General features: G+C 67.6%; 27 protein-coding genes. 15 read left to right on the top strand and 12 right to left on the bottom strand.

Translation table 11 applies throughout. The features are described from left to right. Nucleotides 1-117 precede the first annotated feature (117 nt). Entirely contained in the window at nucleotides 118-2,595 is a 2,478-nt protein-coding gene (gene ppk1 / locus C5B91_RS06675) for a polyphosphate kinase 1 (RefSeq protein ID WP_115819268.1), read from the top strand. A 59-nt stretch (nucleotides 2,596-2,654) separates the two neighbouring features. On the opposite strand, the gene C5B91_RS06670 is transcribed toward ppk1, so the two are convergent. Both C5B91_RS06670 and cyaB read right to left on the bottom strand, forming a co-directional pair. After that, nucleotides 2,655-3,863 (bottom strand): methionine adenosyltransferase, encoded by a 1,209-nt coding sequence (locus tag C5B91_RS06670; RefSeq protein WP_008093619.1) that lies wholly within the window; start codon nucleotides 3,861-3,863, stop codon nucleotides 2,655-2,657. A gap of 127 nt (nucleotides 3,864-3,990) precedes the next feature. After that, nucleotides 3,991-4,548 (bottom strand): class IV adenylate cyclase, encoded by a 558-nt coding sequence (gene cyaB / locus C5B91_RS06665; protein ID WP_008093618.1) that lies wholly within the window; start codon nucleotides 4,546-4,548, stop codon nucleotides 3,991-3,993. Nucleotides 4,549-4,662: 114 nt separating this feature from the next. On the opposite strand from cyaB, the gene C5B91_RS06660 reads away from it, so the two are divergent. From C5B91_RS06660 to C5B91_RS06630, 6 genes are all read left to right on the top strand, one after another. After that, nucleotides 4,663-5,178: a DUF6789 family protein gene (locus C5B91_RS06660; protein ID WP_008093617.1), complete on the top strand. Its 516-nt coding sequence runs from the start codon at nucleotides 4,663-4,665 to the stop codon at nucleotides 5,176-5,178. A 196-nt stretch (nucleotides 5,179-5,374) separates the two neighbouring features. Then, nucleotides 5,375-6,151 (top strand): cytochrome c oxidase subunit II, encoded by a 777-nt coding sequence (gene coxB, locus C5B91_RS06655; RefSeq protein WP_008093616.1) that lies wholly within the window; start codon nucleotides 5,375-5,377, stop codon nucleotides 6,149-6,151. Beyond that, complete coding sequence (locus C5B91_RS06650; RefSeq protein ID WP_049968526.1) at nucleotides 6,148-8,715, top strand: cbb3-type cytochrome c oxidase subunit I; 2,568 nt, start codon at nucleotides 6,148-6,150, stop codon at nucleotides 8,713-8,715. Before coxB ends, C5B91_RS06650 begins: the two co-directional genes overlap by 4 nt. Nucleotides 8,716-8,725: 10 nt before the next feature. Then, a complete protein-coding gene (locus C5B91_RS06645) occupies nucleotides 8,726-8,986 on the top strand; it encodes a cytochrome C oxidase subunit IV family protein (protein ID WP_049968525.1) in 261 nt (86 codons plus the stop codon). Then, on the top strand, nucleotides 8,983-9,216 hold the full coding sequence (locus C5B91_RS06640; protein ID WP_049968524.1) for a hypothetical protein: 234 nt from the start codon (nucleotides 8,983-8,985) through the stop codon (nucleotides 9,214-9,216). The genes C5B91_RS06645 and C5B91_RS06640 overlap by 4 nt, the downstream gene beginning before the upstream one ends. A 690-nt stretch (nucleotides 9,217-9,906) precedes the next feature. After that, a complete protein-coding gene (locus tag C5B91_RS06630; protein ID WP_049968523.1) occupies nucleotides 9,907-10,119 on the top strand; it encodes a hypothetical protein in 213 nt (70 codons plus the stop codon). A 15-nt stretch (nucleotides 10,120-10,134) separates the two neighbouring features. Here C5B91_RS06630 and C5B91_RS06625 read toward each other — a convergent pair whose 3' ends face one another. From C5B91_RS06625 to C5B91_RS06610, 4 genes are read right to left on the bottom strand one after another with little or no spacing between them, the layout of a single operon-like run. Then, nucleotides 10,135-10,422: a hypothetical protein gene (locus C5B91_RS06625; protein ID WP_115819267.1), complete on the bottom strand. Its 288-nt coding sequence runs from the start codon at nucleotides 10,420-10,422 to the stop codon at nucleotides 10,135-10,137. Between the two features lie 20 nt (nucleotides 10,423-10,442). After that, nucleotides 10,443-11,867: a hypothetical protein gene (locus C5B91_RS06620; RefSeq protein ID WP_115819266.1), complete on the bottom strand. Its 1,425-nt coding sequence runs from the start codon at nucleotides 11,865-11,867 to the stop codon at nucleotides 10,443-10,445. Beyond that, nucleotides 11,864-12,574, bottom strand: coding sequence for a hypothetical protein (locus tag C5B91_RS06615; RefSeq protein ID WP_115819265.1), 711 nt, complete (start codon nucleotides 12,572-12,574; stop codon nucleotides 11,864-11,866). Before C5B91_RS06615 ends, C5B91_RS06620 begins: the two co-directional genes overlap by 4 nt. 1 nt (nucleotide 12,575) lies before the next feature. Then, complete coding sequence (locus C5B91_RS06610) at nucleotides 12,576-13,037, bottom strand: hypothetical protein (protein WP_008093600.1); 462 nt, start codon at nucleotides 13,035-13,037, stop codon at nucleotides 12,576-12,578. A gap of 155 nt (nucleotides 13,038-13,192) precedes the next feature. On the opposite strand from C5B91_RS06610, the gene C5B91_RS06605 reads away from it, so the two are divergent. Beyond that, the gene (locus tag C5B91_RS06605) at nucleotides 13,193-14,125 is read left to right on the top strand and encodes a peptidylprolyl isomerase (protein ID WP_008093599.1); all 933 of its coding nucleotides are present in this window, start codon (nucleotides 13,193-13,195) and stop codon (nucleotides 14,123-14,125) included. 73 nt (nucleotides 14,126-14,198) lie between these two features. Further along, complete coding sequence (locus C5B91_RS06600) at nucleotides 14,199-14,465, top strand: hypothetical protein (RefSeq protein WP_008093598.1); 267 nt, start codon at nucleotides 14,199-14,201, stop codon at nucleotides 14,463-14,465. A gap of 18 nt (nucleotides 14,466-14,483) precedes the next feature. Here C5B91_RS06600 and C5B91_RS06595 read toward each other — a convergent pair whose 3' ends face one another. From C5B91_RS06595 to C5B91_RS06580, 4 genes are all read right to left on the bottom strand, one after another. Beyond that, the gene (locus tag C5B91_RS06595) at nucleotides 14,484-15,107 is read right to left on the bottom strand and encodes a hypothetical protein (protein ID WP_008093597.1); all 624 of its coding nucleotides are present in this window, start codon (nucleotides 15,105-15,107) and stop codon (nucleotides 14,484-14,486) included. A 26-nt stretch (nucleotides 15,108-15,133) separates the two neighbouring features. Next, a complete protein-coding gene (locus tag C5B91_RS06590) occupies nucleotides 15,134-15,751 on the bottom strand; it encodes a division plane positioning ATPase MipZ (RefSeq protein ID WP_008093595.1) in 618 nt (205 codons plus the stop codon). 64 nt (nucleotides 15,752-15,815) lie between these two features. Further along, on the bottom strand, nucleotides 15,816-16,190 hold the full coding sequence (locus tag C5B91_RS06585) for a YlbF family regulator (protein WP_004976728.1): 375 nt from the start codon (nucleotides 16,188-16,190) through the stop codon (nucleotides 15,816-15,818). 80 nt (nucleotides 16,191-16,270) lie between these two features. Continuing rightward, nucleotides 16,271-16,924 (bottom strand): alpha/beta hydrolase, encoded by a 654-nt coding sequence (locus C5B91_RS06580; RefSeq protein WP_008093591.1) that lies wholly within the window; start codon nucleotides 16,922-16,924, stop codon nucleotides 16,271-16,273. 165 nt (nucleotides 16,925-17,089) lie between these two features. Here C5B91_RS06580 and dph2 point away from each other — a divergent pair, with 165 nt between their 5' ends. The 3 genes from dph2 to C5B91_RS06565 all read left to right on the top strand — a co-directional run bounded on the left by dph2 (nucleotide 17,090) and on the right by C5B91_RS06565 (nucleotide 20,535). After that, nucleotides 17,090-18,124, top strand: a complete 1,035-nt coding sequence (dph2, locus tag C5B91_RS06575) for a diphthamide biosynthesis enzyme Dph2 (RefSeq protein ID WP_004976731.1) — start codon at nucleotides 17,090-17,092, stop codon at nucleotides 18,122-18,124. Nucleotides 18,125-18,280: 156 nt separating this feature from the next. After that, nucleotides 18,281-18,844, top strand: a complete 564-nt coding sequence (locus C5B91_RS06570) for a hypothetical protein (protein ID WP_115819264.1) — start codon at nucleotides 18,281-18,283, stop codon at nucleotides 18,842-18,844. A gap of 86 nt (nucleotides 18,845-18,930) precedes the next feature. Continuing rightward, a complete protein-coding gene (locus C5B91_RS06565; protein WP_115819263.1) occupies nucleotides 18,931-20,535 on the top strand; it encodes a hypothetical protein in 1,605 nt (534 codons plus the stop codon). Nucleotides 20,536-20,553: 18 nt separating this feature from the next. On the opposite strand, the gene C5B91_RS06560 is transcribed toward C5B91_RS06565, so the two are convergent. After that, nucleotides 20,554-21,003 carry a TIGR00725 family protein gene (locus C5B91_RS06560; RefSeq protein ID WP_008093584.1) on the bottom strand — a complete coding sequence of 150 codons (450 nt, stop codon included), beginning with the start codon at nucleotides 21,001-21,003 and terminating at the stop codon, nucleotides 20,554-20,556. Between the two features lie 506 nt (nucleotides 21,004-21,509). On the opposite strand from C5B91_RS06560, the gene C5B91_RS06550 reads away from it, so the two are divergent. From C5B91_RS06550 to C5B91_RS06540, 3 genes are all read left to right on the top strand, one after another. After that, nucleotides 21,510-22,343: an MBL fold metallo-hydrolase gene (locus C5B91_RS06550; RefSeq protein WP_008093582.1), complete on the top strand. Its 834-nt coding sequence runs from the start codon at nucleotides 21,510-21,512 to the stop codon at nucleotides 22,341-22,343. Nucleotides 22,344-22,500: 157 nt separating this feature from the next. Continuing rightward, the gene (locus tag C5B91_RS06545; protein ID WP_115819262.1) at nucleotides 22,501-24,501 is read left to right on the top strand and encodes a hypothetical protein; all 2,001 of its coding nucleotides are present in this window, start codon (nucleotides 22,501-22,503) and stop codon (nucleotides 24,499-24,501) included. Nucleotides 24,502-24,576: 75 nt separating this feature from the next. Continuing rightward, nucleotides 24,577-25,473, top strand: coding sequence for a hypothetical protein (locus C5B91_RS06540; RefSeq protein ID WP_115819261.1), 897 nt, complete (start codon nucleotides 24,577-24,579; stop codon nucleotides 25,471-25,473). Here the strand turns inward: C5B91_RS06540 and C5B91_RS06535 are convergent. After that, nucleotides 25,470-26,441 carry a hypothetical protein gene (locus C5B91_RS06535; RefSeq protein WP_115819260.1) on the bottom strand — a complete coding sequence of 324 codons (972 nt, stop codon included), beginning with the start codon at nucleotides 26,439-26,441 and terminating at the stop codon, nucleotides 25,470-25,472. The two genes, C5B91_RS06540 and C5B91_RS06535, sit on opposite strands and share 4 nt — an antisense overlap. Nucleotides 26,442-26,482 lie beyond the last annotated feature (41 nt).

Below are 26,482 nucleotides of genomic sequence, written 5' to 3'. Positions count from 1 at the left end.
GAAACAATATAAACCCCTTAATAGATTTCACCCCGTTTCCCTCTCGTACAACCGCCGACCGCCCCGCGGCCGCTCTCGACGAACAACTGCCGCCACTTCGATGCCCATTCGATGCCAATGACCGACGAGTCGCCAGCCGATATCGACCTCGCAGCCCCGCAGTACTATCTTAACCGCGAGCTGAGCGAACTGGAGTTCCAGTCCCGCGTGCTCAACGAAGCGCTCGACGAACGGAACCCGCTTCTCGAACGGGTCCGCTTTCTCTCCATCTTCACGAAGAACTTAGACGAGTTCTTCATGAAGCGCGTCGGCGGGCTGAAACAGCAGATAGACGCCGGCGTGACGGAGCGGACGACCGACGGCCGGACGCCCCGCGAGCAGTGGGAGGAGGCCATCGACAAGGCCCGCCCCATGTTCGAGCGACAGGCGGCGTGCTACCGCGAGGAGATTCGGCCGGCGCTCGCCGACGCGGGAATCCGCGTCTGCGACTACGACGAGCTGACGCCCGACCAGCGGGCGGAGATGCGCGACTACTTCGAACTCTCGGTGTTGCCGACGCTCACCCCGCTGTCGTTCGACCCGGCGCACCCCTTCCCGTTCATCTCGAACCTCTCGCTTTCGCTCGCGGTCGTCACCCGCGACGACGACGGCGACCAGACGTTCACGCGCGTGAAGATTCCGCAGAACCGCCCGCGACTCGTCGAAGTCGAGACCGACGGCGACGAGCTTCGGTACGTCCTCTTAGAGGAGGTCATCCGCGCCAACCTCGACCTCCTGTTCCCGAACGTCGAGGTCGTCGACACCGCGGTGTTCAAGCTGACCCGGAACGCCGAGGTTCGCCGGAACGAGGAGGTCGCGGAGGACCTCATCGACATGATAGAGGAGGTGCTCGAACAGCGCCGCTTCGCCACCGTCGTCCGCCTCGAAATCGAGGCCGACGTGCCCGACGCCGCGCGGGACCTCCTCGTCGAGCAGTTGGACCTCGACGACCGCGAGGTGTTCGAACTCCGCGGGCCGCTCGACTACCGCGAGCTGATGGACCTCACGGACCTCGACCGCCCGGACCTCTCGCTGGAGTCGTGGACGCCGCAGCCGCACCCGCGGTTTTCGGACCTCGACGCGACCGACGCGGGCATCGGCTCGGGCGCGTCTCCCCCCGAGACAGCCGCCGAGGACGGCGATACCATCTTCGACGAGATTCGCCGCAAGGACGTGCTGTTGCACCATCCGTACCACTCGTTCGGCGACACCGTCCAAGAGTTCCTCGACGAGGCCGCCAACGACCCCAACGTGCTGGCCATCAAGGCCGCAATCTACCGGACGGCGTCGGACTCGAAAATCATCGAGGCGCTCATCGACGCCGCCGACAACGGCAAGCAGGTCGCGGCGATGGTCGAACTCAAAGCGCGGTTCGACGAGCAGAACAACCTCGAATGGGTCCGCCGCCTCGAAGAGGAAGGCATCCACGTCGCCTACGGCACCATCGGGCTGAAGACGCACACGAAGACGGCGCTCGTCGTCCGCGAGGAGGAAGACGGCGTCCGCCTCTACTCCCACGTCGCCACCGGCAACTACCACTCCGGGACCGCGAAGGGCTACGTCGACCTCGGCGTCCTCACCGCCGACCGCGACATCGGACAGGACCTCGTGAAGGTGTTCAACTTCTTCACCGGCCCCTCGTTGGACGAGGAGTTCCGGAAGCTCCTCATCGCGCCCGTGACGATGCGAAACGAGTTCACGAAGTGCATCCGCCGGGAGGCCGAACACGCCCGCGCCGGCCGCGACGCCCGCATCGTCGCCAAGATGAACGCGCTCGAAGACCCCGGCATCGTCGAGGAACTGTACGAGGCCTCGATGGCGGGCGTCGACATCGACCTGCTCGTCCGCGACATCTGTCGGCTCCGCCCCGGTCTGGAGGGCGTCTCGGAGACCGTCACGGTCCGGAGCGTCGTGGACCGCTTCCTCGAACACTCCCGCATCTTCTACTTCGAGAACGCGGGCGACCCGGACTACTACATCGGCTCCGCCGACTGGATGACCCGCAACCTCGACAAGCGCGTCGAGGCCGTCGCGCCCGTCGAGGACACCGATATCCGCGAGCAGTTGCGGTTCATCCTGGAACTCGGCTTCGCCGACAACCGGAAGGCGTGGGAGATGCACGCCGACGGCACCTACGACCAGCGCGACCCGGGCGACGGCCACGAGATTAGCATGCAGAAGATTCTGATGGAGCAGACGCTCGCGGCGTCGAACACGCCCGGCGTCCACCGCGGTATCTCGGCGTCCCACCCCGACGTGCCCGAGACGCTCCTCGTGGAGTCCGACCCGTCGGTGATGGCTCCCCGAGACGGCGCGGCGACTGAGGATGCGGACGAGGATGAGGGCGAGGACACCGAACCCGTCGTCGAGGCGGGCGCGGGCGCGGCGAAGAACGGCGACCCGCAGCACGTCCTCGACGACTTCCCCGAGAAGTGGTACGTGCCGAGCAGTCGGCACTACGAGTACGCGGTTCGGACGCCGGACGGCGACCGCGACTACCGGAAGACGGCCGAGGCGGCCGCGCGACTGGTCGAGAAGTACTACGGCGAGGAATAATCGCACCGCCCTCGCGGGCGAAGCGGTGTCCTGTTTTCGCGCCCCTGTGAGTCGCCGCCTCAGAACGTGCTGAGTTCGCCTTCGATGGTCCGACGGGTGATGTCGGTCACGTTCGCGAGTTCGCGGTCGACGATGGCGACGACCTCGTCTTCGATGTCGGCGACGGTGACGCCCTCGTCCGTGATGACTTTCGCGTCGGCGACGTGCGGCTCGTCGATGGGGCGGCCGATCTGCGAGAGCAGGCGGACCTGCAGGTCGCGGATGCCGTCGACCTCGGCGACGACCGTCTCGGCGATGTGGGTCGAAAGCAGGTTGTAAATCTTCCCGATGTGGTTGACGGGGTTCTTGCCGGAGGTCGCTTCCATGCTCATCGGGCGGTTCGGCGTGATGAGGCCGTTGGCGCGGTTGCCGCGGCCGACGGAGCCGTCGTCGCCCTGTTCGGCGGACGTGCCGGTCGTGGTGAGGTAGATAGAGCCTTCCTCGTAGTCGTCGGCGGTGTTGACCTCGACGTTGACCTCGCGGTCGGTGTAGTCGGTGGCGAGGTCGGAGACGAACTCGCGGACGCCGTCGACGGCGGCGACGTAGTCGTCGATGTCCTCGATGTGTTTGTCGACCATGGCGGCGGCGACGGTCACGTCGATGACGTCGCCCTCGCGCTTGCCCATGAGCTTGATGTCCTGTCCGAGTTCGGGGTGGTCGTCGCCGTAGGCCGCGCCGTTGAGGGCGCGCTCGGCTTCGAGGACGATCTGTTCCGTCTCGGTCAGGGGGGCGTGGCCGACGCCGAAGCTCGTGTCGTTCGCCATGGGGACCTGTTGGGTCTCCTCGCCGAACACGTCCTGGAGGTCGCCGGAGCCCTCGCCGAGCTTCACGTCGACGATGATGTCCGTGCCCACGTCGAGCCCGGGGATGTTCTCGTTGAGGTACTCGCGGGCGGCCCGGAGCGCCGTCGAATCGACGGGAATCTTCTCGCCGTCGTACTCCTTCGTGGCGCGGCCGACGATGAGGAGATAGATGGGTTCGATGACCTCGCCGCCGCCGAAGGCGGGCGCGGCCGTGCCGGCGACGAGCTGGGTCTCGTCGGTGTTGTAGTGAAGCACCTTACCGACGCGGTCGAGATAGAGGTTCGAGAGGGCGCGGGAGACGCTCTCGGCGATACCGTCGGAGATGGAGTCAGGGTGCCCGATGCCCTTTCGCTCGACGATTTCGACCTCCTGGTCCTCGACCGCGCGCTTGTCGGCGGATTCGAGGCGGATATTTCGGTCGCTCATTGGCGGGACGTACCCGGCGGGCGGTTCTATAACTTGCGGAAACCTTTGGCCACACTCGTATTACCTGAGAGTATGCTCGGGCAGTATCTGCCGAGAGAACGGACGCCTGCGGGAGCCGACGACCCGACTACTCCTCGGGCGCGCCCAGCAGCATCCCGAGGTAGGAGGTCCGAATCTGGTCGTCGGGGTCGAGACCGAGGTCGCGGAGGACGGCGAACGCCCCCTCGCGGGCGTCGTCGAGGCCGGATTCGACCTCGACTTCGACTTCCACGAACTCGCCGAGTCCCGCCACCGAATCGAGCGAGACGGTGTAGCCGTCGAGGGCGAACCGCTCGCGGTCCTTCTCGACGGTCGCGGCGGGGTCGAAGCCGACGGCCTCGCAGATGGCGTCCATCGTCTCGCCGTCCTCGACGCCCGTCTCGTACTCCCGGCGGGTCTTCGACGACTCGTCGACGAGCGGTCCCTTGTAGGTGACGACGGTCTCCTCGTCGGCGAGGTCGCCGCCCTCGTAGCGCGACTCGCGCCGGAGTCGAAGCGCCTCGTCGGTCTCGGCGAAGTCCCTGTGCGGGGCGTCGTAGTAGGTGTCCGTCTGGGCGACGCGGTTGACCTGCTCGGCTTCGGTCGCGTCGAGTCGCTCGCGAACCGCGTCGTGGTCCGCGCGGACCTTGACCTCGACTTCGTACATGCTTCGACCGGCGCGTCCGGGGGGCAAAAACCTCGGTGACTCGCGGCGGCGACCCCTCAGTATCGAGGTATTTGTTACCTTTTATCATGCAAGACCGCGTAGTACGACGGGAGTATGAGCCAAGAGACGCCGAACCCGGCCACCGCAGTAGAACAGCGCGTCGGCGAGGCCGCCGACTACGAAATCACGGGTCGCGTCATCCTCACTGCGATGGCGAGCGGGTTCGTCGGGACGGTGTTGATGCTGCCCGTCCTCGTCGCCATCCCCGAACTGCTCGGTCTCTTCACGACCGAGCCGATTACGCGATTCGCCGGGATGGCGGCGTTCTTCGGCTACGAACCGACGCTCGCTCTCGGGGCCTTCCTCTTCGGCATCGGCGGGGTCATCGTCCTCCCGGTGACGTTCGTCGTCGTCGGGGCGTTCCTCCCGCCGGAGTCGCCGGAGTACCTCCGCGGCGTGTCGTTCGCGACGCTCTACTGGGTCGGGTTCGTCCCGGCGTTTTGGCCGCAGGCCGACGCGTTCGTCATCCTCTCGTTCCTCGTGTTCTCGCTTCTGGCCCACTGGGTGTACGGCCTCTCGCTCGGCTACCTCCTCGACCTGTTCGCGGGAATCCCGCAACACGAGGTCTGAACGGGCGTCACCGGCGGTCGGGTCATCGTGGGCTGTCGTCGCCCGCTGTCGACCGCGCACCGAACTCCACCTGTTTTGTTCTTACTGCCTTTCCCCGTGAGCGACCGGAAACGTCCGCTCGAGGCCGGTCACCACTGACTTCTCCGAAACAATAATCATCACGAACGTTAATTATACTATTTGGGTGGTGTTATCAATGGTCACGGAACTCGTACCGGCGGCCGCGTTCCCGCTCCAGTCGGGGTTAGTCCCGCGAGGGACGCGCACGTTCGTCTTCGAAAGCATCTTCGAGGTGTTCCTGCTCTTGGGGACGCTCGTCGGGGTCGTCGTCGTGGGGTACATGCTCTACAACGCGTACAAGTATCGCTCCGGCTCCGGAAACGGTCACATCGACGACGAGGACCGCCTCGTCCTCGGGGAACTCCCGTCGGGGAGCGGCGGCGGGCGAAAGCTGTTCACTTCGTTTTTCATGAGCATGATAATCGTCGTCTCGCTGGTCTCGTGGACGTACCTGACGCTCCTGTACGTCGAGGAGGGCCCCTCCGACGCCGAGTCGCTCGACGTCGAGGTCGAGGGCTACCAGTTCGGCTGGCGCTTTACCTATCCGAACGGCCACACCACCGACGGCGTGCTCCGGGTCCCCGCTGACCGGCCCGTCCAACTGACGATTACCACCGCGGACGTGTTCCACAACTTCGGCATCACGGAGTTACGCGTCAAGTCCGACGCCATCCCCGGTCAGGAGACCGAGACGTGGTTCACCGCCGACGAGCCCGGAACCTACACCGCCCAGTGTTACGAACTCTGCGGGGCGGGCCACTCCTACATGTCCGCCGAGGTCGTCGTGATGCCACCCGACGAGTACGAGGCGTGGTACGCGAACACGACCGCGGATAACGCGACCGCGAGCGAGTCGAGCACTGATGAATCGGTCGCCGCGAAATCGAGTCTCCGGCCGGCGGTGGTCCCATGAGCGACGCGTCTCCCGGAGGGGACGCCGCGGCCGACGGGGGCCACGAGGTCGCCCGCGGCGGCGACGACCACGGTCACGACTTCCCCGGCACGGGGAGCATCAAGCGCTGGTTCGTCACGACGAACCACAAGGACGTCGGCATCCTCTACATCGTCACGTCGCTTTTCTTCCTCGTGCTCGGCGGCGTCCTCGCGTGGCTGATGCGCATCCAACTGCTCGCCCCGCGGGCGCTCGGCGAGGGGATTCTCGCGCCTGTCGCGTACAATCAGGCCGTCTCGGCCCACGGGCTGTTGATGGTGTTCTGGTTCCTCTCGCCGTTCGCGTTCGGCTTCGCCAACTACGTCGTCCCGCTCCAACTCGGCGCGAAGGACCTCGCGTTCCCGCGGCTCAACGCGCTGTCGTACTGGCTCTATCTGTTTTCGGGCATCCTGTTCGGCGTCTCGTTCTTCCAAGGAGGGACGTTTTCCGGCGGGTGGACGATGTACGCCCCGCTGAACGTCCCGACGTTCACGCCGGACGTGGGGGCGTCGACGGCCGTCTTGGCGCTCGTGCTGTTCGTCGCCTCGGTCACCGTCTCGTCGGTCAACTTCCTGACGACGATGCACCGAATGCGCGCCGAGGGGCTGACGCTTCGGAACGTCCCGCTGTTTAGCTGGACGATTCTCCTGACGGCGTGGATGATGCTGTTCGCCTTCGCGGCGCTTCTGGCGGCGCTCTTGGTGCTCTCGTCGGACCGCCTGCTCGGGACGACCTACTTCGCCATGGAGTCGCCGGCGGGGGCGCTCCTGTGGACGCACCTGTTTTGGTTCTTCGGCCACCCCGAGGTGTACATCGTCTTCTTCCCGGCGCTCGGCGTCATGGCGGAGGTGTTCCAGACGTTCACCGGCCGCCGCATCGTCGGCCGCAAGTGGTTCATCCTCGCGATGGTGCTCGTCGCCATCCAGAGCTTCGCCGTCTGGATGCACCACATGTTCCTGACGAGCATCAACCTCCAAGTCAAGACCTTGTTCATGATCACCACCATCGGCATCTCCCTGCCGTTCGACCTGATGGTGTTCGCGCTCATCTACACGATGCTGAAGGGGAAGATACGCTTCACGACGCCGTTCCTGTTCGTCTTCGGGGCGCTCCTGTTGTTCATCATCGGCGGCATCACCGGCGTCTTCCTCGGCGCGGTCGTCCTCGACTACGAGTTCCGCGGCACCTACTGGGTCGTCGCCCACTTCCACTACGTGATGGTCGGCGGGGTGACGGCCCTCGTCGGCGGCCTCTACTACTGGTTCCCGAAGATGACCGGCCGGATGTACGACGAGTTCCTCGGCAAACTCCACTTCGCCGTCTACTTCGTCGGCTTCAACCTGCTGTACTTCCCGCTTTTCGTCGCGTGGGAGACGCCCCGTCGCGTGTTCGACTACGCGCCCGAACTCGCGCCGTGGCACCAGCTCGCTACCGTCGGTGGGTTCGTTCTCGGGCTGTCGTTCCTCATCATGTTCTACAACCTGTTCAAGAGCGCCTTCGTCGGCGACCCCGCGCCCGACAACCCGTGGGAGTACGCGACCACAGCCGAGTGGGCCGTCCCGTCGCCGCCGCCGCTTGAGAACTTCGACGGGACGCCGACCTACCGCGACGGTCACCTCGAATTCATCGACGACGGCGAGGTCGCGCCGAGCGAGGAGCGTTCCGGCGGGCCGACCGGTGCGGCCGTCTCCGACGGCGGCGTCACCGCGTCGGCGACGAGAGCGGTCACGGCGGACGCGGAACTGCCGACTGCCGATGCGACCGAAGTCGAGGGTCCGAGTCACGCGAGCATCTGGCCGTTCGTCCTCTCGGCCGGCGCGTTCCTCGTCCTCCTCGGCCTCTCGCCGCTCCAAGACGCCGCGTTCCCCGAGGGGATGGTCGGGGCCGCCTACGCGACCACGACGGTCGCGGGCGGCGTCGTCACCCTCGGGTCGCTCGTCGCCATGGGGCTCGAACCGTTCCGCGGGCCGGTCTTCGAGGAGGGCGAGGCGTGGCCCTTCGCCGGCATCGACAACGGCAAGGTCGGGATGTGGATATTCCTCGCATCCGACGTGGTGCTGTTCGGGGGCTTCCTCGGGGCCTACGTGTTCACCCGGGTCGCCTTCGGCTGGACCGGCTGGGAGCCGATTCCGTCCGACCCGATTCCGGGGCTCGTGAACACCTACATCCTGCTCACGAGCAGTTTCACGGTCGTACTCGCGCTCGTCGCGGCCGAGAAGAAACACAAGTGGGGCCTCGTGACGAGCCTCGGGGCCACGTTCGTCCTCGGCATCGGCTTCCTCGTCAACAAGGGGCTGGAGTGGCAGCACCTGTTCCACGAGGGGCTGTGGCTCTCGACGAACGTCCGCGCCTCGACGTTCTTCCTCACGACGGGCCTCCACGCCGCTCACGTCATCGCGGGGCTCGTCGTCGCACTGTACCTGACCGCGCGCGCCTGGCGGGGCGCGTACCTCGAAGACAGCCGCTCGGTGGAGTACTTCGGCCTCTACTGGCACTTCGTCGACATCGTCTGGCTGTTCCTGTTCCCGCTGTTCTACATCCTGTGAGGTGACAGCAATGGTATCAACGAAACTCTACACGGTGATTTACGTGGTGTTGTTCGTCTCGGCGACCGTCCAGGTGCTGGTCGAGTTCGCCGGGCTGAGTTACTGGCTGGCCTTCGGCGTCATCATGGTCCTGTCGGCCGCGAAGGCGGTGCTGGTCGCGGCGTACTTCCAGCACCTCCGGTTCGAGCCGCGCTCGCTGACGTATCTGGTCGGCATCGGCCTCGTGGCCGCGCTGGCGCTCACGCTCGCGGCGTCGTACTCGCTCCTGTGACCGTGCGAGCCGACTCCCACCCCCGCTGGCGCTCCCGCGAAACCCTCGTCGCGGTCGGCTACGCGCTTCTGTTTTCGGTCCCCGTCGGCGTCGGCGTGACCGTCATGATGACCCGCGTCACCCCCGGCAGACTCACCGACCCGCTCGTCGTCGGCCCCGGCCTCGCGCTCGCGGTGGCCGTCTTCGCGCTCGTCGTCGCCGCCGCAACGACCGGCGAGAACGCGGCCTGACTGGGCGCTATTCGTCTCTTTCTGTGGCTCTGTCGAACTCGTTAGAAACTGATAGAACCCGTGTGACACAGACAGAGGGTGAGTTCAGCACATCAGCTTCATTTCTTTCACACTGAGGAAAACAAACCAGCGTGTCAGTACGTGTTCAAAGTGAACACGGAGCCCTACTGTGGCCCGAGAATTACTTCGGGAGCGAAGATAGTGAGACTGAGTAACCCAATCAACACGAGAATCGCGACGACACGCAATCCGCCTGCCATGTGTCGGCGCTCCGTTGGGAGGGACTCAGCAAGTCCAGACAGAGCGAATCCAACCGCCATAACAAGCGAACTGATGTCGGGAACACCGCGTAGAATATTATAGTAGATATAGATACTTAACATAACGAGCGAGCTAGCAAACAATACGAACGCCTGTGTCCTTCCAGACGGCTCACTGAACACAGTTTGGTCGATGATGGAGGGCATCGGGCGTGTAGTTTCCCGCGAAGGATAAATACGGACTGCATTCTCCCACCTGCAGCAGGGATTTTCATATCTGTGCCGAACGGTGTCGATGGCTCTGACCGATTCGCGCTCTGTATTCAGCACGGCCGCAGAAAACTATCAGTAACTGAGGACTCCAACAGCGTCTCTTTACCTCCGCCGCCTTGCACGTACCTTCTTTGACTTCGGTGTGGTAACAGTACACATGAATCGGACTACTGTCGCACTCGTGGCCGCCTTCGGGGCCGTCGTTCTCGGTCTCACGGTCCTCCTCGTCTCCGAGGCCGTCGGCGCGAGCGAATCGTTCGTCGTGGTCGGCGGCGTCGTCGCGCTGGCGGGCGTCGGCGTGCTCACCGGCGTCGTGATGCGCCTTCCCGACCCCAACGAGGGAGAACACGGCAGCGGCGACCACGCCTGACCCACTCGCGCCCCGTCACAGGCTGAAACCGACGACCGCGAGCAGGAACAGCGCCGTGAAGACCACGCCGAGTGCGCCCGCGACCTTCAGGTGATAGACGAACAGGTCTTCGTCCGCTGCCTCGACCGCGGCCTCGTACGCCGCGGTTTCGTCGTCGCTCAGCCCTTCGTGGGCGTCGCCGACGTGGAGGTCTCGGAGCCGTTCCCGTCGGAACGGGCGGTCACAGTAGGGACACGTCGCCGCCGCGGTCTCGTCGTCGGGAACGGTGGTTTCGGGGACGACGACCGATTCTCTGCGACCCATGCCGCGACTCACTCTGCGACTCACCCTGCAACACCTCCGACCGTCGGTTGGGCGACGACCCACAGGCTCGCCATCGTGTAGCAGACCGTGACGGCGACGAAGGGGTACTCGCTCCGGAGCGGTTGTAGGCGACCCGGAAAGAGGTCGAACGCGCGGGCGTGGGCCACCCACACCGAAAGCAGGTGACCGAGGACGACGAACGCCAACTGGAGGCCGCCGAACCACGCCGGAACGGCCAGCACCGAGGGGTTCGCAGGCGGCGACAGCGGCGAGGCCGCGACCGCGACCAGCGCGGGCGCGAGTCCGACGACGTAGCCGAGGAAGTGCGCGAGGTGGTAGCCGGCGGCGATGGGGACCAACGCGGGCGCGAACCAACCGGCGACGAAGCCGACGGTCACGTACGTGTCGGCGGTTCGGCGGGCGGCCCGCGCCGCCAGTCGGTAGCCGCCGAGGAAGACGAGGTAGCCCGCGACGATTCCGACGAGGTTCGCGAGCCACGCGGGGGCCGGGCCCGCGGCGTTGAGGACGCGGGCCCACGCGACGGTGACGACGAGGCCGTCGAACGTCGTCACCCAGAGGAGCGCGACGACGAACGCCACGTCGTCGGCTCCCAGTCGCTCGCGGGTACGCGCCAGCCCCGCGCCGGGAACCGAAACCGAGAGGCCGCCGTCGTCGCCCCGCTGGACCGGAGCGAGCAGGCCGTACAGCCGGAACACCCGAGCGACGGGGTCGGCTCGGCGGAACCACGCGTCGCCGTAGACGACCGCGCCGCCGACAGTAAGCAGGCTGTACGCGACGACTACGGTCGCGAGCGCCTGCGGGTCCGCCGCGAGCGGGCTGACGACCTCCAGCCAGACGAGTCCGAGCAGGCCGGCCACGCTCGGCCACGACCCGAGTCGGTTGGGGTACGACCGCGGCAGCCCCCACGTCTCCCCGAATCGACCTCGAAGCGCCGCGCCGAGCGTCCGCCACGGGTTCACCAGCGGCCACGCGTTCCCGACGAGGTAGGTGACCATCGTGAATCCGGCCCACCAGCCGACCCAGACGAGCAGGACGCCGAGGTTGGCGATGCCGACGGGCGGCCCGAACAGCCCGAAGGCGACGACGAGGACGAGCACGGCGACGCCGAGTAGTTTGAATGCGACCGCCGCGGTTGGGACGCCCCCGGCGAGTCCTCCGATTCGGACGCCGACCCGCTCGAAGGCGTTGAGCGTCTCGTCGTCGGTGACGAACGCCGACAGCAGAAACGAGACGCAGACGACGCCGCCGCCGGAGACGACGACGAGCCAGAACGGGGCCGGAACCGAGCGGAGCGACCCGGCCAGCGAGCCGGCGTGCGCGAGCGCGGGAGCCGAAAAGATGAGCGACGCGACCGCCAGCGCGACTGTCCAGACGGCACCGCGTCGACCCGCGACACCGACCCCAGGGCCGTCGCGCTCGCTCATCGTCGCGCCCGCTCCGCAAGCGACGGTCCGAACGCGAGCAGGGCCGCGGCGGCGACGAACACCAGCGTCGAGATGTCGACCGAGAGCGCCCGGAGCGCGCTCACGACGCCGGTGCCGCCGGCCGCGCCCGCAACGAGACCGCCGACGAGCGGGAAGGTACAGCCGACGCACGAGACGAGCCCGAGCGCCCCGGAGAGCGCGCTCTTCGCCGCGTCGAGGACGGCGGCGTAGACGAGGTACGCGAGCGCGAGGTAGCCGGCGACGCGGTACGGGACGAACGTCGCGGAGACGACCTCGCCGGCGTAGCCGACCCGCGGCCCCCACCCCGGCGCGGCGAGCGAGAACTGCCAGCCGGTCGGGTGGTGCGCGGTCGCGGCGTGTCCGTGGCTCCCGCCGAGGAGCGCGGCGAAGTCAACGGACACCAACCCGGCCAGCGACGCGAGGACGAAGAAGTAGGCGACGGCGACCGCGCCGGCGACGAGCCGCGCCCGGCCGCTCGCCCGCGGTGGGTCGGTCCAGAGAACGGCCGCCGCGCCGACGGTTATCCAGACGAACGGGTAGAACAGGTACCGGAGACTCTCGACGCGTTCCGGCGCGGCGTAGAAGTACGCCCCGAGGGCGAGCGCCTCGGCCCAGCAGAGCGTCGCGAGCCACCACAACCGGGGCACGTGTCGGGGGTCGAGCCGCCCCGCGTACGAGGTCGCCATCTCAGAGGAGGCCCACCAGCCTGAGCGCGACGCCGACGACGAACAGCAGGCCGAGCACCCACGACCCGAGGAGCGTCGCCTGCGACCGCGTCAGTCCGCGCCCCCGCGCGGCGTGGTACGTCCCGTAGAAGAGGTACGCGACGACGACGGTGAGCGTCCCGGCGACGAGGACCGGCCCCGCGGCGCTCGTCACGCTCTCGGGGATGGCGCTTCCGCCGACGAAGAGGACCGCCACCGCGCCGAAGCCGAGCGCCGCGAGGAGAAACACGAGCGACAGGACCGTCGGGTCGTCCGCCCAGCGACGGGCGGTGCTCTCGCTCGTGCCTCCCGACGACCGGCCGCCGGTCGGCACCGGTACGTTCGTGACGGAGTAGTGTCGCCAGCCGCGACCGGTCAGAAACACGGTGAGCGCCAGCAGTACGACGCCGAGGACGAACCCGAGGAACAAGCCAGTCTGTGCCATGTGAACACGCCTCGTTTTCTATAACTATTGACAATGATATAAGCGATTCGACCCCACAGCGGCCCTCGGGGTCGAGTTCCCGGGTGTCGGCCGCCTCGAACGCGTCGCGGCGGCGAAACGTGATTCTTAAGGGTCGCACGAGTCACGTAGCGTGTATGAGCGACGAACAGCAGGCGGAGGCCGAGCAGGTCGATGAAGAGGTCGAGTCCGGTATTCAGGACGGCGACTTCGTCCGCCTCGCGTACACGGTGCGAACGATCGAGGACGGCGACGTCGTCGACACGACGGACAAAGAAGTGGCCGAAGAGGCCGAGATCGACGTCGAGGGCTACGAGTTCGAGCCCCGCGTCGTCATCGTCGGTGCCGGTCACGTCTTCCCCGAGGTTGACGACGCTCTCATCGGTGCCGAGGCAGGCGATGAAGGCACCGTCGAGATTCCGTCGGCCGACGCCTTCGGCGAGTACGACGAGGACGAAGTGCGCACGGTCAGCGCCAACAAGATCGACGAGGACGACCGCTACCCCGGCGCACAGGTCACCATCGACGGCGACCAGGGCCGTCTGGAGACCATCATCGGCGGTCGCGCCCGCGTCAACTTCAACCACCCCCTCGCCGGCGAGGACCTCGAATACGAGTACGAAGTGCTCGAACTCGTCGACGACCGCGAGGAGCAGGCCTCCGGCCTCCTCGGCATGTACCTCCAGCAGGCCCCCGAAGTCTGGATTCAGACGGACGAGGTCGAAGAGGAGCAGGTCGTCGAGTCCGACGACGACGAGGATGAGGACGCCGAGCCCGAGACGGAGACCGTCACCGTCGAGAAGGACACGCTCTACATCGAGGCGACGCCCCAGATGACGATGAACCAGCAGTGGATGTTCTCCAAGCAGCAGATTGCGCAGGACATCATGCAGCGGCTGGACATCGACCGCGTCATCGTTCAGGAGACCATCGAGGGCGGCATGGGCGGCATGGGCGGCCTCGGCGGTATGATGGGCGGCGCGGGCGGCGCCGACATCGAAGAGGCCATCGAGGACGTCGACATCGACGCCGACGAACTCGCCGCAGAACTCGACGCCGACGAAGAGTAAGCGAGTCCGCCGCCCTCGCCGTCTCGGCGAATCGGCGGCTTCTTGATACTCGCCTTCCGACCGCCTCGTAGCTATGGCTTCGTCAGACGACGACGCGACGGCCGAGTTCCGCGACCTCACAGACGTGAAAGTCGCACTTGTCGCCGGGCTCTGTACCGTCGCATTGACGCTCTCGCTCAAGTACGGCGCCGGAATCGAGGTGCCGTTCGTCTACCGTCTCTCCCCGCTCGCACCGTACTTCGCCTACGTCTTTTCCCGTGGCGCGGCGCTGTCCGCCCGGACGTGGATGTCGCTCATCGCGGCCGTCACGCTCGGCACGTTCGGGTTCTTCGCGCTCTGAGCGGCGACTCGAGCTCGCTCAGGCGATGTCGCGGCTGGTGTCGACGGTGACGCGCTCCGCCAGCCGGAGCTTGATGGTTTCGTTGAGCGCGCGGCCGCCGCGGAACTTGGGGACTGCGAGCCGGTTGACGATTTCCGAGCCGTCTATCTTCGTGTCCAAGTCGAACACCACGTCGGCCATGTGTTCGGTCAGGTCACGGTTGTCCGGGACCGACTCGCCTTTCAGCCCGTGGAGGACGGTCAGTCCGCGGGTGTTGACCATGTGCGTCTGCAGGTCGTTGAGGAACTTCCGGTAGCGAGCGCCCTCGCTTCGTTCGAGTACGTCCACCACGTCGATGACGAGGTTCGCGCCCTCCGGGAGGTCGCGGACCAGACTGCTCGCCGTGTCGAGCGGCGCGTCGCCGCCCACGTCGCGCACGGTGGGGTTTCCGGTCGGACCGGAGTTCCGTTCGAGCGCGTCGGTGACGGCCTCGGCCGAACGAATCGTCGTCAGCCACAGCGTCCCCCGCGTGGTCGTCAGTTCGTGTAAGAACAGTTCGGACTGGCTGGCCGGGTCGGCGGCGAGGAGAACGATGCTCCCCGCGGGAATGCCCCCGCCGAGTTGGCGGTCGAGCACGTCGATTCCCGTCGCCAGTCGAGACATACCCCAGTGTAAGGAAGTCGCTCATATTACTTCTTCCCCGGTATCCTGTCGGCGATTCGACGGTACGCGGCCCGAACTGTCGGACGGGTGAGAACTGGCGACGACTCCTCCGGAACGGTCCCGAGCACCGGCGCGCCCACGAGGTCGGACACCGCCTCTGGAGCCATTCGTGACCGCGAGATGACACACCCGACGACGGGGGTGCCGAGCGCCCGCGCCATCGCGGCCGTCTTGGCGGCGTCGCGGAGCGCCGGCGCGCACAGCGGCGACACGATGACCACGGCGTCGGCGACGCGGAGCGGGACGGCGGCGTCGGGACCAGCACCCGCTGGGCAGTCGACGACCGCGCGACGTTCGTCGTCCGCGGCGGTCCGAAGCCACCGCTCGAAGGCCTCGTCGTCGGTTCCGGTGGGTGCCGGGAGCACGGAAACGGTCGAGTCGGTCGGATGCGACCGAACCGAGGGTTCGCACACCGATTTGCCCGAGACGGCGTCCACTCGGCGCTCCACGCCGGCCATCGCGTGGAGGTTCGGCATGTCCCTGTCGGCGTCGACGGCGAGCACCGGGCCGTCGAGCGCGCTCGCCAGTCCGAGGGTCGTGGTGGTCTTGCCGCTGCCGCCCTTGCCGCCCGCGATTGCCAACATAGCCGGGGCTGGCCCCGGCTTGGTACTTGAACCTGCGGCGAAAACGAGCCGCGTCGAGTTGGCCTCAGTCGTTACAGCAGCCGCCGGCCTCGCCGCCGAAGTCGACCGCAAGCGGCTCCGAGATGGCCTCGTTAATCTTCTCCAACTCGCCGACGAGTTCGGCCTGCGCGAGGAGGTACTCCTCCATCACGGGCTCGGAGTGGAGTTCTTCTTGGGCCGCTTGGACCTTCCGGAGCCCCTCCTGGGTCGCTTCGCCCATCTGTCGGGCCACGTTGAACTCCTCGCGGAGCTGGTTGAACTCCGTGATGAGTTCCTGCACGTCGTCGTCGGCTTCGACGGCGGCCTTCGCCTCCTCGTAGGCTTCGTACTTCGGATGGTCGGCGATGGCCTCGCCGAGTTCGCGCCCGAGTTCTTCGAGCCGCGTCGTCTGCGTGCTCATAGCCGCGCGTTGGGGTGCGAGCGGTTTCAACCTGCCGAACGGGGAAGGAGAGGGGGCGAGCGGTCGCCCCCGCGGAGGGCTCAGACGTGGGACTCGACGAACGCGACCACGTCCTGCAGTTCGTCCGGGCTGACGCCGTGGGGCGCGCCGTAGAGGTTCGCGGTCACGTCCACGCCGAGCTCGCGGAGGCGCTCGGCCGCGCGTTCGACCCGCGAGGACGGGATGATTTGATCCATCGATCCGCCGCCGACGAACACCGGCTTGCCGGCGATGCCGTCGGGTTCGAGGTCGGCGTGGGAATCCGCGAGGTAGCCGTGGAGCGCGACGACCCACGCGTAGTCGTCGGGGTCGTCGAGGAGGAGCGAGAGGCTGGTAATCGCGCCCTGGCTGAACCCGAGGAGGCCGATTCGGTCGGGGTCGATGTCGTACGCCTCGACCGCCCCGGCGATAGCCTCGCGGACGAGGTTTCGCGAGCGCTCGAACTGCTCGGCGTGGGGCTGGCTCTGGTGGAGGCCGCCCTCTGAGAGGTCGAGTTCGTACCACGTGTAGCCGCCCTGCAGGCGGTCGGGCGCGCGGAGACTCACGACGTGGACGTGGTCGGGGAACTCCTGTGCGATAGAGAGGAGGTCCTGTTCGTTCGAGCCGCGGCCGTGGAGCAGGACGACGGCGGGAGCCGGGCCGTCGCCCGGTTCCGACGGTTCGACGTGGACGTGTTCGAGGGGGATGTCGGACATGGACGGCGGTAGGCCGCGTCGAGTCTTGAATCCCCGAGTGACAACGGGGTAACCGGGTGACGCCGCCGTCGACGCCGCGGTTCGATTCAGCGTGCGTGCGGGTGTGTGACGCTCATTCGTGGGGAAGCGCGGTGGTTAAACGGCTCCGTCCGCAACGATGGGGCAATGAGTCAGGACGCCACCTCGGAGGGAGACCTTCGAAACACCGGGATGTCGCTCAAGCACGACCGGGAGTGGGACTACGAGCTCGAACAGATCGTCGAAGCCATCGAGGAGCGCGACGCCAAGCGCGTCGGCCTCCAGTTCCCCGAGGGACTGAAGCGCCGCGGCCCGGCGGTCGCCGACGACCTCCGACAGCTCTGCGACGACGACGTGACGTTCATGCTCTCCGGCCAGCCGTGTTACGGCGCGTGCGACCTCGACACCTACCTCATGCGGCGGACCGACGTGTTCGTCCACTTCGGCCACTCGCCGATGAAGGAGTCGGACAAAATCATCTACGTCCCGCTGTTCTCCAACGTCGACCCCTTCCCCATCATGGAGGACGCGCTCGACGACATCGAGGGCGACGAGGTCGGTCTCGTCACCACCGCCCAGCACATGAACCGCTTCGAGGACATGTGCGACTGGCTCGAAGAGCGCGGCTACACCGTCCAGACCCGCAAGGGCGACGACCGCCTCACCTACGAGGGACAGGTCCTCGGCTGCAACTACGCCTCCGCGGACATCCCGGCGGACGACGTGCTCTACGTCGGCGGCGGCAAGTTCCACCCGCTCGGCCTCGCGATGGAACACCCCGACAAGAATGTCGTCATCGCCGACCCCGTGAACAACGTCGTCACCATCGCCGACACGCGGAAGTTCATGAAACAGCGGTACGCCTCGGTCCACAAGGCGATGGACGCCGAGAAGTGGGGCGTCATCTTCTGTACGAAAATCGGCCAGGGTCGCATGGAAATCGCCGAGAAGATTCTGGAGGACAACGAGAACGCCTACCTCATCACGATGGACGAGGTGACGCCCGACAGGCTCCGGAACTTCGATATGGACGCGTTCGTCAACACCGGCTGTCCGCGCATCACAACCGACGACGGCCCGCGGTTCCACAAGCCGATGCTGACGCCGCAGGAGTACCGCATCGCCGTCGGCGACGAACCGCTCGACTCTCTGGAGTTCGACACGTTCCACGGCACCTGGTAGCCCGAGACTCCCGGTGAGCGCCCCGCCCCCGCGTGGCTCTCGCGACGCCGCCGAGACGAGCGTCCTGTTTCGACTCTTCCACCTCGCTTCGGACGTGTCCGATCTCCTGACAGTCCGTCCAGAATACCTATACGGGTCGCCATTCCACGGATACGTATGGTCCCTCCACGAACGTCACGAACCGCCCTCCTGAGCCTGCTCGGCGTCCTCGCGCTCGCGGGAACCGCCGCCGCGCAGAATCTCGAGTCCGCACAGCAGCTTTCGCCGGTGTTCCGTGCTGGCGTGAGCTTCTTCATCGACCTCGTCGTCGGCGGCATCCTCGTCGCCGCGGCCCCGGCGTACACCAGAGACGCCATCGCCGAGATTCGGGACGACCCCGGCGGGTCGTTCCTCTGGGGCCTCGGCATCGGCATCGGCGGCCTCATCGTCCTCGTCCTCCTCGCAATCACCATCATCGGCCTCCTCGTGGCGATTCCGGGGTTCCTCGCGTTCATCCTCCTCGGCATCGTCGGCGGTGCGCTCGCGACCGTCCTCCTCGGCTCGCTCGTGACTGGCACCGCCTCCGGCGGGTCGCCCCCGCTCGGCGTCTCGGTCGCGGTCGGCGCGCTCATCGCGGCGGTCCTGTCGCTCGTCCCCATCATCGGCGGCGTCATCCTGTTCGTCGTCGACACGCTCGGGCTCGGCGTCGTCGGGCGCAACCTCATCCGCTCGTGGGTCTGACGCCGCGCCGGCGCTTCTGATTCTGACAGGCGGCTCTCAGGAGCCACCACAACATTGAGGGTACCGGTAGCGAATGGGTCAGACAGATGCCGACGACCCACCTCTCCGTCCTCGGACTCGACGTGCAGCGGGTCGTCACCCCGCTCGAAGCAGGCGACGTCGACGCCGACCGGGTTCGTCTGGTCCGCGACGAGGCCGACCCCGAGCAGGGTCGCGACCCGGACGACTGCGCGCCCGGCGCGCCGCGAGCGAGCGCACACGCCGCGAAAGTCGTCAGCGAACGGCTCGCCGGTCGGGGAACGCTCGACGAAGCACGGCTCCCCTTCACCGGCTCTTTCGCGGAGCTGTACGCCGCGACGACCGACCTGCTCCGCGAGGCCGCCGTGGACGGCGACGTGCGGGTGAACCTCGCCGGCGCGCCCCCGCAGGTCGCCGCCGCCTTCTACGCCGCGCGAACCGCCCTCGTCGACGGCGGCGAGCTCGAACGCGGGACCGTCTCGCTTCTGACCGTCCCCGCGACCGACCGTCCCGACCTCGCCGCCATCGACGACCTCCGGACTCTCGTTTCCGACGTCGAGGCCGCGTCCGACGCGTTCGACGAGTTCCGCCGCGTCGCCGACGGCCCCGCGGCCGCCGCCGTCGCCCGACAGCTCCGAATCGCCCTGTCGGACCTGCGGGACGCGCTCGCCGAGGCCAGCGGCGAGTCCCGACGGTCACGTCCGAACTCCCGCGCCGGCCGAACCGCGGGCGCTCGCGGGGCGCGCTCCAACGGTGACTCGCCGCTCGGCGCGATGAGTTCCTACGTCGGGCGCGCTCGCGAGCAGCTCGCGGACCTCGTCGAGTCCGAGGCACCCCGTCCGGACCCCGAGGACACGCGCGACCCGAACGCAGTGCTCGATGCGCTCGACGCGTGGCTCGACGACGAGAGCCGCCTGCTCGCGGCGGTCGAGGAGAACCCCAGCGAACTGGTCGCCCGCTTCCGAACGAGCTGTGAGGCGCGCTTCGGGAAGTTCGAAGACCGGGCGACCATCGAGCTGTTCGCGTCGCTCGACCGCTTCGAGGCGCACCTCGACGCCTATCTGGACGCCCGGGCGCAGCTCTCGGCCGCCGCCGGCCCGGTCGCCGAGCGGACGGCGGCCCTCACCGAACGGGCCGCCGAGGCCGCGACGAGCCTCTCGGAACTCGACGAGGCGGGCCACGCGACGGGCGAGTCAACCCTCGAACTCGACGGCCACGCGCTCTCGCCGCTGGGCGACCTCGAAGCCACAATTCTGTCTGTCCTCGCCGGCGGACCGCCGCGCTCCCGCCAGCGGACGCGTCGCGCGGTCGCCGCCGAACTCCGCGAGCGCGCCGAACACCACGGTATCGTCGCCGGCGCGCGCGACGAGGAGACGTGGTCGGCCTTCGATTCGTTCTGCGTGGGCGTCGCTCGGGATAGCGTGACCGGCGACCGATTCGAAAAGCGGCTCTCGAACGCGCTCGCCCCGCGCCTCGACGTGGCCGTCGAGGGACTCACCGCGAACGGGTTCGTCACGACGCGCGAGCGCGAACGCGGCCGCGACGCGCTCGAACCCACGGACGCGGGTCGGCTCTGGACGTCGACGACCGACTGGGAGTCGTTCCGAGAGAGCGTCGTCGACGACCTGCTCCGCGATTGCGTCGAACGCGACGAGGGCGTCGCGGACGCGTAGCGCGGCGCGACCGGGCTCTCAGACCGCGTCTTCGATGAACGCCACGGCATCCTCCGGCGAGTCGCACGGTTCGAACCCGCCGAGCGAGCCGACCTGCTGGGTTCTGAGCCCGGCCGTGGGGCGGTCGAAGACGTTGGCGTAGCCGATTTCCGAGAGGGTTCCGCCGCCGCCGTCGATGGCGATGACGGCGTCTCCGTTCATGGCGACGAGCGCGTTTCTCGCGTGGCCGAGACCGGTCGCGACGGCGATATCGACGTAGGGGTTTGCCTCGTCACGGTCCTCGCCCGGGAGGACGCCGATGGTCGTGCCGCCGGCGTCTTTTGCGCCGCGGCAAGCTGCCTCCATGACGCCGCCGAGACCGCCGCAGACGACCGTGTGGCCGCGCTGGGCGAGCAGGCGGCCCACGTCTTCGGCGATAGTTTCGACCGGGTCGGGGACGACGCTGCCGCCGACGACGCTCACGCGCACGGCGAACCCTCCGCTCCGCGCTCTGCGGTGTTCGCTCGGCGCCCGTCGTGGTGACTGATTGCTGTGGGCATGGGGTATCGGACCGCGTCGAAGAAGATAAGTGCGGGGCCGCGTCGCCCGACCGGGCCGAACGCGGAGTGTTCGGTCGCGTCAGAACTCGTCTGTTCGCCGTGCGTCGTCGTCCAGCGGGGAAACCGCTTCCCACGCACCGCACGCGCGCATCGTCCGAGCCATCGACGAGAAATCCGCCGTTTGTTTGTGAGTTCCTGACATGGTAATTGATGCCATGTGTGCCTACACTAAATATCTTGTCGGGGTACTACCTTATACACCACATACATCACCCGATTCTATTGCGTTCTACGGTATTTTCACACATATTGCGGAAATTGCGCCGAATTCCGGGACGCGACGGCGGCGGTGTCACGGAACGCGAGGCGGCTCTCGCGGCGCGCCGAACGCGAGAGAGCGCAACGCTTAGTCCCCCCGCGCGAGGACACGTGTCTATGACAGTCAGCGACTGGAGCGACTGGCTCCCACGCGCGGTCGAGTCGGCCGACCCCGAGACGGTGGCCATCTGGTATCTGGGATGCAACGGGTTCGTCATCAAGGGCAGCGAGGGCACGACGCTGTTCGTCGACCCGTACGTCGGCATCGGCGACCCGCCGCGAACGGTCCGCATGATTCCCGTCCCGTTCGACCCCGAGGACGTGGCCGAGGCCGACGCGGTCCTCGCAACGCACGAGCACACGGACCACGTCCACGGCCCGAGTCAGGCCCCCATCCTCGAGAACACGGGCGCGACGTTCGTCGCCCCCGACGACTCGCTCGCCGTCGCCTACGACGACGAGGCGTGGTTCGACGACTACGACCTCTCCGACGACCAATTCGAGGAGGTCACCGAGGGCGACAGCGTCGAAATCGGCGAGTTCACGGTCCACGTCGAGCCCGCCTACGACCCCGACGCGAGCCACCCGGTCGCCTACGTCTTCGAACACGAGTCCGGCACGTTCATCCACGGGGGCGACACCAAGCCCGCCGAGGAGTTCGCCGACATCGGCGAGCGCTACGACCTCGACCTCGGCATCCTCGCGTTCGGGACCATCGGCAACATCCCCGACAAGGAGACGGGCGAGCCGATTCGAACGAAGTGGTACAACGACGAGAACCAGATTATCGAGGCCGCCAGCGACCTCGACCTCGACCGCCTCGTGCCGACCCACTGGGACATGTGGAAGGGCATGACCGCCGACCCGAAGGTGCTGCACCACCACGCAAAGAGCTTCGAGGCCCCGCGCTCGCTCGACCTCGTCGAAATCGGCGACCGCGTCGACCTCTGAGGCCGCGTCCAGAACCGCGTTTCCCGCGACGGCCCTTTTAGCGACGGTCGACACAGACGGACAGTCACCGCGTCGAAACGGTCGAATCGAGAGACTGCGGCGGGGCAGCTCCACGGCCCCCGGTTGTTTTATAATGGATGTCGGGAAAGTGGCGGCCATGAGCCGCGAGTCCGAAGGGGTTACATCGGTTTCCGACGGCGAGGTTACGGTCGAAAAGACCTTCGCCGCCGACGAGTTTCCCGTTCCTGCCATCAAGTTCGTCATCAGTTCGACGCGAGACGAGGCGACCCGAATCCGGGTCATCGACCGCATTCCGGAGTCGTTTCCGATGGAGAGCGTCGGGTTCCACCCCGAGTTCGAGAGCGACAACTGGACGGCCTACAAGGACCACCGCGTCGAGTACGAGCGGACGCTCGAGCCCGGCGAGGAACTCGTGACGGTCTACGGTATCCGCATCACCGACGGCCACGACCAGACGGATTTCCTCGAAGAGCCGACGCTCGAACGCATCCCCGTCGACGGCGGTATCGACCCCGACGACATCGACGACATCCTCGGCGAGGACCGCAGTCAGCTCGTTCGAGACGTGCTCGCGGGGAACCGCGAACCGCTCCACGACGACGAGGTGGCCGACGCGGACGGTGAGGACGAAAGGGAAGTCGTCCTCGAAGAACCCGCCGCCGACGCCGCCGACGCCGTAGAGGCCGAAGCCGCCGTCGAAGCCGAGGCGGCCCCTGAGGCGTCCGACGGCGCGGAAGTCTTCGACGACGAGCCGACCGACGACGACCTCGCGGCCGCCTTCGAGGGCGGAGACGGCGAGGGAGACGTGGCCGACGAGACCGACGTGGCCGACGAGGTCAGCCAAGCCGACGCCGACGTTCTCGACGCCGACGCGGAAGCCGACGACCCCGCCGAGCCGACCGGCCCGCGCGCGGTCGCCACCGATACCGCGCCGGCCGTGACCGCGCACCTCGAACAGCCCGATGTCGATACCGAGGTCGAGGTTGAGGCCGCCGAAGACGTCGATACCGACGCCGAACCGCCGGTCGGCGAGCCGGGTGAGGTCGACGACGTGGACGCGGCCGGAAGCGCGCCAGCGACCGACGCGGACACCCTCGTCGGCGCGCTCGCCGCCGAGATTCGGTCGGGGTCGGCCGACGAGGAGGACATCGAAGTCCTGCGCGAGGCGGTCGACGCCGAGACGCGCCGGAGCACCGACGTTCGCATCCGCCGCCTCCAGTCGCAGATGGAGGACCTCGCGGCGTACTCCGACGCGCTCGCGGAGTTCATCGACGAGGAGGGAACCGGAAGCGAACTCGTCTCCGAGTTCCGCGCCGAGATGACCGCGTTCCGCGAGGACCTCGACGCCCTCGACTCGATGGTCGACGGCGCGGTCGAGTCGGTCGACGACGCGACCTCTCGGCTCGACGCGGCCGAGGAGACCATCGCCGCGGTCGACGACCGCTCCGACCGCGTCGCCACGCGAGTCGCGGACGCCGAAGGTCGCCTCGACGACCACGACGGCCGGCTCGAAGGCCTCGCGTCCGACCTCGAAACCGCGGACGACACGCTCGACGACCACCACGGCTGGCTCGAATCCCACAACGAGCAGTTCGAGGCCGTCGAGGGTCGACTGGACGACCACGACGGTCGGTTCGAGGACCACGACGAGCGGCTCGAAACCGCCTCGCGGAACATCGACGCCGGCTCCGCACGCCTCGACAGCGTCGAGGAGACGCTCGCCAAGCGCGAGGAGGAACTCGTGACGGTCCGCGAGCGCCTCGACGACATCGCCGGTCGGTTAGACGAGACCGTCGAGCGGCTCGAAGGGGCCGAAAACAGCGCCGCGGAAGCGACCGAACAGGCCTCGACGCTCCACGCCGAGGTCGGCGACATCCGCGAGGACATCGCCGAACTCGACGGGGACATCGTGGAGACGCGCGAGGCCCTCGACGACCGCCTCGCGGACGTTCAATCGCGGGTCGAAGACGCCGCGGCCGACGAGGAAATCGAGGCCCTGCGCGACGACATCCAAGAGTTGAACGACACCGTCGCCGAACTCGAAACCTTCCGCGAGCGCCTCGCGGGAGCCTTCGGGACCGGCATGGGCGGCGGTCCGGCCGCCGGCGACGACGACGCCGGCGACGAATCGGAGTAGCCCCGCCGAGCTCTCTCCCGAGAGACGTTTTCCCGAAGCGCAACCTGTTTAGCGGGCCGTCCCGACGTTCCGATGATGACAGAGACGGTGCGCGTCGCTGTTCCGCGAAAGGGTCGCCCCCTCGAAGCGGTGCTCGAGCGGTTCGCCACGACCGAGAGCATCGCCGAGGTGGCGGACGAAATCACCTCGACGCTCCGATACGAGAAGTCGGTCACGAAGGGCCATACCCAGCCGGAACACGACGTGTACGAGCGACTCGCGGACTACAGCGACCTCTCGGACCCGGCCGCGCCGGAGTACACGCTCCTGCGCGACGACCGAGACGGGATGCCGCGGCGCATCGTCTTCGACAGCGTCGTCCTCGAAATCGACGGAGTCGACATTCACCTCGTCGGGCGCGAGGAGCCGTTCCGCGCCCTGCGGACCCACGAGTTCGGCCTCGGCTTCGACAGCGCCGACCTCGTCCTCGAAGAGGTCGTCAAACTCCGCCCCGACGGTCTCGGGAGCATCGAGGACGTGAACGCCCGCATCGACCCGATGGACACCGACGTTCGGGTCGTCTCCGGCCTCGGCGACACGGTTTACCACACGCTCATGGCCGACCCCGAACTCCTCCCGCCGGGCTCCGAACTCGACCGCGACTTCGTCGCGGACTACGCGGGCGACCTGTGTATCTCGCCGCGCTACGAGCGCCTCGTGGAGGCGGTCCTCGGCACGCGGTGTCTCGACGACGTGACGTTCGCGTACCCCGACGGCGCGCCCGAAGAAGAGGCCGCCATCGCGGAGACCGGTATCGGTGTCTACCTCACGATGACCGGGTCGACCGCGCGCGAACACGGTCTCGTCCTCGGCGAACACCTGTTCCCGAGCGAGACGGTCCTGATGGAGAACGTCGCGGAGGCGACGCCGGCCGCCGAAACCGTCAAGCGGGCCATCGCGTCGCCCGAGTTAGAGACCGAACTGAAGGTCTAACTGCCGAGTGACGCCGACGACTCGTTTTTCGCGTCCGCGTCGCCGCAGAACATCAGCGTCGAGAGCGTCCGCACCTCGAAGCCGCCGTCGTCGGTAAGCGAGACGGTCGTGTTCGACGCGTTGCAGTCGAACTGCGATTCTTCGATGGTGACCGTCTCGGTCGTCTCTTCGCCCGACTCGTTCCGCCGAGCGACGCGGAGCGTGACCTCGCGGGCTTCGGTCAGCGACGCGCCGACCCGCGCGCCGGGTTCGAGGCGGTACGCGCCGCCGAAGGCCACCGCGCCCGCGGGCGTCTCGTAGGCGAACTCGACGACTTCGGCCGAGTCGGTCGGGTTCGTGACGGCGAGGCCGTGGGGTTTGGTCGCGTCGGTGGGAAGCGACCCGTCGCCGAGCGCGACCGTGACCGCGTCGTCGGCCGCGAGCACGTGGGGTCCGCAGGCCATCCGGGTGGACGCCCCGGAGACCGAGACACCGCCGTCGCCGGGCGAAAACGCAGTCCACGAGCGGTTACAGTCGAAGTCCTCGGGACCGACCGACTCGGTCGACACGGCGTCCGAGGTGATGTCGGTGACCGTCAGTTCGTAGTCGGCAGGGATGCGAAGCGCGACGTTCACCGTCGCGTCGGTGTCGAGTTCGTAGGTCTCTCTGTGGCCTGCGCCGAGCGGGCGCGACACGTCGATACGGGCGGTCCACGGCTCGTCGGTCGGGTTTTCGAGGCGGACGTGGTGGGGTTTCAGCGCCCCGTCGTCGCTGGCGGGACCGTCGCCGACGACCGTCGTGAGGCGCTCGCCGGTCGCGACCGAGACGGCGTCCACCGGTTCGGGCGTCGGCGTCGGGTCGGGGGTCGATTCGGTCGTCGAGTTCCCGTCGTCCGAGTCGTCTGCACCGTCGCCGGCACTTGCGATACAGCCTGTCAGCGCCGCCGCGAGGCCGGTTCCGGCCGCGGCGAGGAGGGTTCGTCGTTGCACACCTCTCCCAACGCGTCGGGGTCACTTCCCCCTGTGTGTGG

The sequence above is a fragment of the Haloferax sp. Atlit-10N genome, from assembly GCF_003586325.1.
Taxonomy (GTDB): domain Archaea; phylum Halobacteriota; class Halobacteria; order Halobacteriales; family Haloferacaceae; genus Haloferax; species Haloferax prahovense.
This window is presented reverse-complemented; position numbering and strand designations above follow the sequence as displayed.